Here is a 6239-nt window from a genome sequence, read left to right as displayed (position 1 = left end):
GTCGCCGCCCGCCTCGGCGTCGGCGGCCTTGCCCCCGCCGCCCGGCTCGGTGTTCGGCTCCTTGCTGGTGCCGCTCTTCGGGCTGGACGGGGCGTCGTCCTTGGGCGTGGTGGGCGCGGGGTCGGCCTCGGAGGCCACCGGCTCGTCGTCGCTCAGGAGCCGCTTGAGCCAGCTGACTCCTTCGTCGATCTCGTCCGCGGCCTTGTACGCCTTGTAGCCTTCCTCGGCGGCCTTGACCAGTCCGTAGCCGTCGATCGCGATCGACGCGACGGTGCCGGTCACCTGCCCCGCGATGTAGGCGTCGGAGTCGGTGTCGATGCCGAACAGGTCCGCGACCGGGGTGTCGTCGACGTAGTCCATGTGCCCGGCCTCGGGCATGCACCAGGCGAAATCGTCGTAGACGTAGTCGTTGTAGAGGTCGGCGCAGCTGTTCCAGACGTCGGCGACACCGTCGACGGCCCACTCGTACGGGTCGCCGACGATCGAGTCGGCCGCGCCGGCGAGGAAGTCCCCGGTGGCGTCCGCCGCGTCGTCGACCCACTCCTCGCCCCAGTACAGGCCCCTGGGGTCGCTGCCGGTGGTCGGGTTGTCAGCCGCGTAGGCGTAGCCGCCCATCTGGTTGCAGTCGCCGACCTCGAAGACCGGGTCGACGCTGAGGAACCGGCCGGTGACCGGGTCGTAGTGGCGGGCCCCGAGCAGGCTCAGGCCGGTGGTGGTGTCGACCGGCTGGCCGAGGAAGCCGTGGTTGTCCGCCCAGTTGGCCGGGTTGGCACCGCGGAGGTTGCCGTAGGGGTCGAAGGACCGCCGGGTGATCCCCAGCGTCGTCGCGTCGATCTGGAGCTGGGCCGTTCCCTGGCGGCCGGCCGGCTGGTAGCTGATACCTCCCTTGCTGGAGCGCACGATCGTCGTGCCGTCCGGCGCCTGGTAGTAGCGCAGGCCGCCGACGGTGTTGGCCACCGTGTCGAGGTTGAGCTGCTCGACGCCGCCGAACAGGTAGAGCGTGTTGGCCCCGGCTCCGCGCTGGAGCAGCAGGGTGCCGTCGGCGTCGTAGAGGTAGCCGCTCTGCTTCCCGTCGGTGGTGGCGCTCTGGGTGCGGCCCTCGGCGTCGTACGTGAAGCTCTGGTTGCTCGTCCTGGCGCCCGTGGTGACCCGGCCGACGGTGTTGCCGGCCTTGTCGTAAGCGGGGCTCAGCGTGGTGGTGCCGGTGGTCGGGTTGCTGATGGTGACGGTGGCCGCCGCGTTGGGCTGGTAGGCGGTCGCCGCGCCGGCACCCGGGTAGGTGAGGGTCTGGGTGGTGTCCTTCGCCGCGTTGCCGGTGACGTCGTGGCTGACCTGCTGGGTGCGGTCACCGAGCTGGTTGAACTGCCAGTCCTGCCAGTAGGGGTTGGGCCCGCCGATCGTGGCCGGGCTGGGCTTGGCGGTGTTGCACCGGGCGAGCTGGCCGGCGGTGGCGCCGGTGATGCCCTTGGTGTCCGTCCAGGCGGTGACCAGCCGGTCCTGTGCGTCGTAGCTGAAGCACTGGGTGTCGGTGACCCGGTCCGTGCCGCCGCCCGACTGGACGTCGGACACCGCGGTCAGGTTGCCGGACTCGTCGTAGCCGAGGGTGAGGTTGCTGATCGGGTTGGCGGTGTTGTTCTGCAGGGTGACCCTGCTGGTGGCGACCCGGCCGGTCGCCTGGTCGTAGGTCTGCGCGGTGCGCAGCTGCTTGGTGGGCGTGCCGATGGTGGTCTGCCACACCTGCCCGAGGGGGCTGTAGTTGGTGGTGGCGACGTACGGCGTGCTGGGCGTGCCCACGCTGTACAGCCCGCCCTGGAGGTTGTAGCCGTAGCCGACCGTCTCGCCGGGCAGCCCGCCTTCCGTCCCGTAGGTGGTGGAGGCCAGCATGCTGACGTTTGCGGTGTAGGCGGCGGAGGCCTTGTACGTGCCGGCGAGCTTGCCCTCGCTCGCCGGGATCACCACCGAGGTGGCGGTGGGCTGGCCGACCGCGTTGTAGGCGTCGATCCGCTTGACGTACGCGCTGCCGTTCTTCCCGCCGACGTAGCGGTCCGAAGACGAGAACAGCCCCTTGCCGAGGGTGTCGTAGTTCCAGTCGGCCAGCAGCTTCGACGAGTCACTCGTGTCGCCACCCGCGTACTCGCCGGTCTTGCGGCCCAGCGGGTCGTAGGTGTACGAAAGCGTCTGCCCCCGCGCGTCCGTGGTCGAGGCGACCCGGCCCATCGCGTCGTAGCCGGTGCTGCTGGTACCGCCGTCCGGGTCGGTCTGGGTGAGCTTTCGGCCCTGGAGGTCGTACGTGTAGGACCAGGTGTTGCCGACGGTGTCCTTGATCGTGGCCGGCTTGCCGGCGGCGGTGTAGGTGTAGCGGGTGGTGATGTCCGCGGTGGTCGCCGCGTTCGCCGTGCCGCTGGACCACAGCAGGGTGTTCCCGCTGTCGTAGACCGCGAGGTTGCCGTCGCTCTGGACCTTGACGGACGCGCCGGTGTGGCCGGCCGTGTTGCTGGACCAGAGCTGGGTGCCCTTGGGGTCCTTGACCACGAAGTTGCCGTCGGCCTGCACGGTCGCGTAGGCGCCGGGGTGTCCCGCGGTGCCGGCGGACCAGAGCGTGCGGCCGTCGGTCAGCGCGGTGAGGACGAGGTTGCCGTCCGCCTGCGCGGCCAGCCGGACGCTGCCGGAGACCTCGGAACTACCGGAGTAGATCGTCGAGTTGGGCGCCAGGGTCTTGTCGCCGGTGGTGTCGCGCGACACCGTCGCAGTGGTGCGGCCCTCGCCGTCGGTGTAGGTGGTGGTGGCCTTGCCGCCGCCCGGCGGGGTGGCGTCGACGCGGTCGACGCCCCGGTAGGCGGTGGAGGAGCGCCACACCGTGGTGGCGAAGGAGTCCAACTCCGAGGTGACGGCGCGGCCCTGGCCGTCGTAGCGGGTGCGGGTCACCGACGGGCCGGTGTTGTTGGCCTCCGCCCACATCGTGGTGCCGGGGGCGTTCGCCGGGTCCGAGTACGGGGCGATGGTGCCGACGGTCCAGCCGTGCGAGTCGTAGAACGTCGACTTGACCAGGCGGCCCGCCGAGTTGTCGGCCGTGGTCGCCTGCTCCTGGCGCAGTTGCAGCAGGCCGTCGTAGATGCTCGCGTTGAAGCCGTAGGAGCCGTCCTCGCGGAGCGACTGGGTGGTGACGCTGTTCGGGTCCGGGTTGTCGCCGGCGCCGTGGACGGCGTACGAGTAGATCTTGTCGGGGCCCTGCGTGGCCTTGTTCCGGCCCGGGAACCAGACCCTGGTCCGGCGGCCCAGCGCGTCGAACACGACGTCCGTGACGCGGCCGTTGGAGTCCACGGCGTGGGTGACCGCCGCCCGGGTGGGCGCGACGGTGCTGCTGGAGGTCCAGCCGAGCGGGTTGGTGGTGGATATGGAGGTGGGCAGCGTGCCGCTGTCCGGGCTGTAGGTGGTCGTGGTGGCCGCGCCCGCACCGTCCCGGCTGCGGATCACGCGGCCGTACTTGTCGTAGCTCACCGCGCCGATCGTCTGGAAGACCGGCTTGCCCTGGGCGTCGTAGGAGGCGACCGCCTGGGTGGCGGTGACCAGGCCGAGGGTGGTGCCGTTCTGGCCGACGGTGCCGAGGGTGCCGGGGTTGGTGACGCTGCCGTCGCCATCGTAGAACATCCGCTTGTGCGAGAGCGTCGTGGCGGCGCCCTCTGCGGTGCCGCAGGGGCCCGCGACGGTGATGGTCTCGTCCGGGACGGTCAGCAGCAGCGGGCTGGCGGCCGGTGCGTCCGCGTACTTGGTGGTGGCGCAGCTCTCCAGGGAGGGGTCGGCGACGTCGGGCTTCTCGTCCACCTGGGAGAGGCGGCCGAGGGCGTCGTTGCTCTGCCGGGTCTGCCCGGTGCGCCAGGTGCCGTCGGAGAGCAGCCCCATCGTGCGCGACGAGGTGGACTGGACCCGGCGGGCCGTCTGGTCCGGCAGGGTGGAGAGCTTGGCGGGCGCCGGGTCCTCCGAGGTCCACGCCGTCCGGGCCGCGGTCGCGGTGACGGTGGTGCCGGGGGCGTCGGTGAGCACCTTGCGGTTCACGGTGCCGCCGGCCTGGGTGTAACTGTCCGTCTCCTGGGCGGTGCCGGCCAGCCACGGGCTGTCGGTGGTCTGCTCGCCGAGCGAGTTGGCCAGCTTGACACTGCGCTGGGTGCCGTCGGCCTTGTAGTCACCGTCCATGCCCTGGAGGTAGGAGGTGACGCTCTGGGTGATCGGGTCCGGCGCCGCGCCGGTGGTCGTGGTGACGGTCCGGTAGCCGCGGAAGTCGTTCCAGGTGCGGTGCTTGTCGTCGGTCAGGTCGGAGTCGTCCCGGTGCCAGGCCGCGCCGCCGCTGTAGGCGTAGTTGGTCACCTTGGCCGGGGAGCCCGCCTTGGTCCGGTCGCTCTCGGCGACCTGCGCGACCATGGTCTTGTTGAACCAGTCGGCGATCGGGTCCTTGCCGCCGGGCGTGTTCCAGAACACCGGGTAGCAGCCCATGGTGTTGCCGTCGGCCGAGGACGGCATGTGGTTGTTGTCGCGCGAGCACTCGGGCGCGCGGTAGGAGACGGCGATCGACTCACCGGTCTCGGTCTGGACGCTGGAGACGCGCGGGTGGTACAGCGGCGGCGCCGCCGGGCTCAGCCCGTCCACCCGGTTGTCCATCTCGACGCCGACGAAGCTCACCGGGTCCATCGCGATGGCGCCGGTGCCGCCGGCCGAGGTGTCCTTGCCGGTGTGGACGATCTGCGAGAGCCACATCATGGACTGCAGGGCGCCGGTGGTCTTCGGGTCCTGCGTCTTGCCGGTGACGGGGTCCATCGTGCCGCCGGCGTCGGAGAACACCTGCTTCAGGTCGTACGAGTCGACGTCCTGCCAGGCACTGCCGACCCGCACCTTGGTGTCGATCGACTTCAGCCGGTAGGTGGACCAGAAGCTCGGACCGCCCTGCAGGCAGACGCCGTCGGTGTTGTCGCCGTCGACCTTGGTCTTGTCGTCGGCCTTGCAGGTGAGGTCGTACGGGGTGTCCGGCCAGTTGGTGGCGGTGTCCTTGGACAGTTTCGCGGCCTGGCAGTCGGTGTCCGAGACGGTGCAGCGCTGCGCCGCGTTGAAGACGACCTTCGCCGAGGGCTCACGGCCCGCCTGGGCGTCGGCCAGCTGGTAGCCGTAGGAGACCTGGGTCAGGTAGCCGCCGCGGGTGTACTGGGTCATCGTGCCGCCGTCGCCGTTCTTGGCGACCTGGCCGTAGCCCATGTTGTAGTAGTTCGACTCGGTGGCCCAGTCGTAGCGCTGGGTGTTGCCGTGCGCGTCGACCACGAAGTCGAGGTTGAAGCGGTAGCCGACCGGCTTGTCGCACTGCGAGGCGTTGCCCTTGCCGGAGTCGTAGCAGGGGTCGCCCGACTTCGGGTGGTAGACGGGCACGCCCCAGGCGCTGTTGGTGGCGCCGTCCGCGGTGGTACCGGGGGCGTGGTTGAGGCCCAGGTAGTACGAACTGCCGTCGGTCGTGGTGACCTTGAAGTACTCGCCGTCCCAAAGGCCGTTCGCGGCGCCGGTGAGGCGCTCGATCTTCGTCCCGTCGTCGTTCGGCAGGCGGTAGCTGCCGTCCGCGACGCGGATCAGCTTGCCGTTGTGCGAGCCGAGCGAGATGGTCGCGTTCCAGCCGGCCCAGCACTCGTCTCCGGAGTCGTCGATCCCGTCGTTGCGGCAGGACTTGTACGAGCGCTCGATGAAGCCGGGGCTGTACGCCCAGCCGTCACCGATCCACGAGGACTGCGAGTTGCGGGCCGAGGTCTCGCCGTCCACCGACTGCGAGTCGTAGGAGAGCGCGACCAGCGGCGAGACCCCGCCGAGCGCGGGCGGCAGGGTGATCGGGTAGCGGTAGGTGAACGCGCCGGAGGACGACGTCGACCAGGCGCCCGAGGCGGACAGCGAGGTCGCGCCGTAGTCGCCCTGCGATCCGCCGCTGCCCGCCACCGCGGCCACCGCCACCCCGGGCGCGGCCTGCGCGGCGAGCGCCGAGCGCGACGCGAACAGGCTCGCCGGCCGCGGCGCGGCGGAGGGGACGGCGACGGTACCGGTGACCTTGTGCGTCACCGGATCGTTGACGGACTCGATCGGCTTCTGCGTGCGGCAGGCGGCCAGCTGCGGTGTCGTCAGCGCACAGGCCGGCAGGGCGACCAGGTGCAGCCGGGAGGCCCAGCCGCCGCCGTACGCCTGCTCGACGGCGCCGTAGTCCAGCGCGACGGAGACCC

The 6239-nt window shown here is 71.0% G+C and carries 1 protein-coding gene; it reads right to left on the bottom strand.

Annotation, left to right across the window (positions count from 1 at the left end; translation table 11 throughout):
* A partial coding sequence (locus tag AB0O00_RS26615) for an RHS repeat-associated core domain-containing protein (protein WP_363655852.1) occupies positions 1-6239 on the bottom strand: 6239 nt, incomplete at both ends.

The sequence above is a fragment of the Kitasatospora sp. NPDC093558 genome (assembly GCF_040683475.1).
Classification (GTDB): Bacteria; Actinomycetota; Actinomycetes; order Streptomycetales; family Streptomycetaceae; genus Kitasatospora.
This window is presented reverse-complemented; position numbering and strand designations above follow the sequence as displayed.